3 protein-coding genes are annotated in these 4,535 nt (G+C 45.6%); all 3 read left to right on the top strand.

What is annotated here, in order from left to right:
• Positions 1-356 precede the first annotated feature (356 nt).
• The 3 genes from pyk to NG833_RS29450 all read left to right on the top strand — a co-directional run bounded on the left by pyk (position 357) and on the right by NG833_RS29450 (position 4,427).
• Entirely contained in the window at positions 357-1,778 is a 1,422-nt protein-coding gene (pyk, locus tag NG833_RS29460; RefSeq protein WP_254568823.1) for a pyruvate kinase, read from the top strand.
• Positions 1,779-1,939: 161 nt separating this feature from the next.
• Positions 1,940-3,112: a formate-dependent phosphoribosylglycinamide formyltransferase gene (gene purT, locus NG833_RS29455; protein WP_309143897.1), complete on the top strand. Its 1,173-nt coding sequence runs from the start codon at positions 1,940-1,942 to the stop codon at positions 3,110-3,112.
• A gap of 667 nt (positions 3,113-3,779) precedes the next feature.
• On the top strand, positions 3,780-4,427 hold the full coding sequence (locus tag NG833_RS29450; protein WP_254568821.1) for a hypothetical protein: 648 nt from the start codon (positions 3,780-3,782) through the stop codon (positions 4,425-4,427).
• Positions 4,428-4,535 lie beyond the last annotated feature (108 nt).

Here is a 4,535-nt window from a genome sequence, read left to right as displayed (position 1 = left end):
GGGGGAGAAATGGAACTGACTTATGTCGTTTTTATATCTAAGAAAAAGGTAAAATGGGAAATTATATTATAATTTTAAACCGGAGGATAAAAGTTTATTTTTAATGAAAATAAAACTCAGTTGTGGGGAGTCTATGCAGCTTCGGGTCGGTCAACTGAGCAGATGTATCCTGCGTCACAGTTCACCCTCCCCATTGAGATTAAAATTTACAATATAATGTTCTAGATCCAGATTTGATTCAACTCCAAACGGGAAAATCTACCCCGATTCTAGCTGATAAATATCCGGATTTCTAATAAAAATTCGGTTAAACTGCTAACTGATGTCGTGCATTCCTCTCTAATCGGTTTAATTTCATGCGTAAAACGAAGATTATCTGCACCCTCGGTCCGGCTAGTTGCGATCGCAATACCATTAAAGAAATGGTTCTAGCGGGAATGGATGTAGCTCGCTTAAACTTCTCCCACGGTGACTATACCACTCACGAACAAAATATCCGTACCATTCGCGAAGTGTCCGCCGAATTAAATAAACCGATCGCGATTATGCAGGATTTACAAGGCCCAAAAATCCGAGTCGGAGAAATGGAACCCGAGGTTGTCCTCCATCCTGGGGAGCAAACTATCATTACAATGCTAGAGGTAGTCGGGAACGCTCAACGCTTTAGTTCCACCTATAAAGGATTGGCTGATGATGTTAAAGAAGGAGATTCTATTCTCATTGATGATGGTCTAATTTGCATCCAAGCCGATCGCATTTATGATAAAGAAATTTACGGGACGGTGATTTATGGAGGTCCGATCAAAAGTCACAAAGGAATTAACCTCCAACATTCTTCGATTTCTGCTCCAGCGATGACCCAAAAAGATATTGAAGATTTGAGTTTTGGCTTGGACCAAAACATTGATTATGTTGCCCTCTCTTTCGTTCGAGAAGCCTCGGATATCAAAGAAGTCAAAGGGGCAATTAGGCGCAAAGATAAATACGCTCATGTGATTGCTAAAATCGAGCGTCATGAAGCCTTAGATTGTTTAGAAGAGATTGTAGAAACGGCAGATGTTGTGATGGTAGCCCGGGGAGATTTAGGGGTGGAAATTCCCTTAGAACGGGTTCCTACCCTCCAAAAATCGATTTTACAAGCCTGTTGGACTCATCAAAAACCTGTGATTGTCGCCACTCAAATGTTAGAGTCCATGATTCACAATCCGCGCCCGACTCGTGCGGAAGTCTCGGACATTGCCAATGCGATTTATGATGGGGCAGATGCCCTGATGCTGTCGGGAGAAACGGCAGTGGGAGATTATCCAGTTGAGTCGGTGAGAACAATGGCGCTGATTGCGGAAACTGCCGAGGATCAGTTAACCTCTTCCCGACAATATGTGACGGGACTTGAGGCTTATCCCATTGGAAACTCGGTGGTTCATGCGGGCTGCCAACTGGCCGAAAATCTTCATGCCAAGGCGCTAATTTGCTTTACTGAACATGGATTTACGGCTCGTTTACTGTCAAAATATCGCCAATCTATCCCCGCGATCGCTGTCACAACTGATGAGTTTATTCAACGGCGCATTGCCCTCTATTGGGGTTTGCAATCGTTGCAACTGGAAGAGGTTTCTAATACCGATGAAATGATTGTTTTATTAGAAAAAACAGTCCTCGAACAGAAATTTGTCGAAAAAGGAGACCTTGTGGTGATTATCGCCGGGTTACCCCTCCCCATTACTGGGGTAACTAACTTGATTAAAGTGCATCGGATTGGGGAAAGTTATGCTGTGTAAGGGAAAATAAATCCCCAGGGTTGGAAAGAACGCGCCGATCGCCCCATCTGGAAATGGTTTAAACAGGGTGCTACAGGAGTCGGGGGCTTGATCCCTCGATTCCCGTTTGTTGAATTGGAGAATAAACGGTTTAAAATAGGTGGCAGTCCAGTCAATTAGGGATTCATTCAATGCAGTTACCCCAAAAATTAATGCTGCTCGGGTCCGGCGAACTCGGGAAAGAATTTACGATCGCCGCTCAACGTCTCGGGAATACAGTCATTGCCGTCGATCGCTATGCCAATGCTCCCGCGATGCAAGTGGCGGATTATTCTGAAGTGATTTCTATGCTAAATCCCGATGATTTGGAACGAATCGTCAATCACCATCAACCCAATTTTATTATCCCAGAAATTGAAGCCATTCGCACGGAAAAATTACTGGAATTTGAAAAAGATCGCGGCATTGTTGTCATTCCCACGGCGAAGGCAACCAACTACACCATGAATCGCGATCGCATTCGGGAACTCGCTCATCGAGAGTTAGGCATTAGAACCGCTAAATATGCTTATGCCACCACTTTAGAAGAATTAATCGCCGCTTCGGAAGAAATCGGATTTCCCCATGTGGTTAAACCTGTGATGTCTTCTTCGGGAAAAGGACAATCAACGGTTCGCGATCGCAGTGAAGTAGAAGCATCCTGGAACTATGCGATCGCCGGTTCCCGAGGCGATACTCAAAAGCTGATTGTTGAGGAATTCATTGAGTTTGAACTGGAAATTACCCTACTGACTATCCGCCAGTGGGATAGTCCCACCTTGTTTTGTCCGGCGATCGGTCATCGTCAGGAACGCGGCGACTATCAAGAATCTTGGCAACCGGCAGATATTTCACCAGAACGAATCCAAGAAGCGGAGGCGATCGCTCAAAAAGTCACTGATGCTTTAGGCGGTGCCGGTATTTTCGGCGTCGAGTTTTTTATCACCAAAAATGAGACAATTTTCTCCGAACTCTCTCCCCGTCCCCACGATACCGGCATGGTGACCCTAATCTCCCAAAATCTCAACGAATTTGAACTTCATTTGCGAGCCATTTTAGGGCTACCGATTCCCAAAATTGAACAAGTTGGCCCTTCTGCTAGTGCCGTTATTTTAGCCCAAGACCATTCGGATTCAATTTCTTATCACGGAGTCGCCGAGGCTCTCATAGAACCCGATGTTGATTTAAGATTATTTGGTAAACCCGATTCTCGTCCCTACCGGCGCATGGGGGTCGCTTTAGCAAAAGCTCAGACGATTGCAGAAGCTAGGGCAAAAGCAACCCGGGCCGCTAATACGGTGAAAGTTGGTAAATAATACCCAAAAAAGCCTAGGGGATCGGTACAGAAAGGGGGAGAAGTCAGGGTTTTGTCCAAAATTTCTGCCCCTGAATACCAACTTTGGGCCAAAAACCTGGTTTCTGGTACTGCTTCTTTAATCCAGTACCGATGCCCTAGTTCTATGACTCGCAACAGGGGGGCTAAATTTAACCCTAAATATTTTGAAGTCAAATTCTGGTTAACTCTGTCTGGGGGATGAGGGATAAATCTCTCTAGTGAGGGAGCCGGGTTTTCCTTTTATTTTTGCATAATATTAATAGTTTCTAAATAAACCCTCCTACTATCGGCTTGTCTTAGTCTTGGCTTTTGCCAAGACTAAGCATTCTTTCATTGCTTTACTTGTTAAAAATTAACGGAATAGTTAGGAGCAAAAAATTACCGGAATTATCACTCCAAAGCCTTAATTATTGCGAGCATCTCAATTTGGCAAAGAGACCTAACCCCCCAGCCCCCTTCCCTAAGAGGGAAGGGGGAGCAAGACGTATAAATTCCCCTTTGAGACCAAATTGAGATGCTCCCTAATTATTTCAGTAATTTGATTCGCTTTGATGATTATTAAAAGTTTGCCTCTAACGTCGGGGTTTATTAAATAGCTAAATTCAAACCCCATCAATTAAAAATTAATCTAAGGAGAATTCCTGAAAATGTTTAACCCTTTTAAAGTCACCTTAACCTTGATGACATCTGGAGTTTTTGCTTTAATGCTGCCTGTTTCCCAGGGAGCGATCGCCCAAGAATATCCAGGCTGTTTTATGATCGATTCTTCCGGCGAAGCTAGGAATCTCAATAACCTCTGTGAAACCCAACAGCCAACACCTCCACTCCCCAGCCAAGTCCCTAGACAAGGCAACCTGGCCCCTGGGAATACGGTCCCCGGTACAGAAGGAATGGCCCCCGGTCAGGTCCAAGTTTTACCCGATGGCACAACCATTCAAACCCTACCCGATGGCACTGTGATTAGAACTACGTCGGGTTTCAGTCCGGTTCAAACAGTGCCAGGACAGCCCACCCAAGGTATTCCAACCCAGCAGCAGGTTCCCGCAGGGACTCCGATTCAGCAGGTTCCCGCAGGAACTCCCATTCAAACGACTCCTGGGGATTTTCAAGTTAATCCCGGGGTTCAGCAGCAAGTCAATCCCGGAGTTCAGCAACCGACGATTAGTCCCGGAGTTCAGCAACAGCCGATTAGTCCCGGAGTTCAGCAACAGCCGATTAGTCCCGGAGTTCAGCCCCAGCAACAGCCGATTAATCCCGGAATTCGGATCCAGCCGGTTGATACTCAGGTTCAGTAAGGGAACTCCAAAAAATAAAATCTCCAAAACGTTCGTTCGTAGATCAACGGAGTAGCCCGATCAATGTAGGGGCGCAATGCTTGCGCCCCTGGGGCGCAAGCATTGCGC

It is taken from the genome of Oscillatoria sp. HE19RPO, from assembly GCF_024220515.1.
Classification (GTDB): Bacteria; Cyanobacteriota; Cyanobacteriia; order Cyanobacteriales; family Laspinemataceae; genus Laspinema.
Note: the sequence above shows the minus strand (reverse complement) of the source record. Positions and strands in the feature narration are given on the sequence as shown.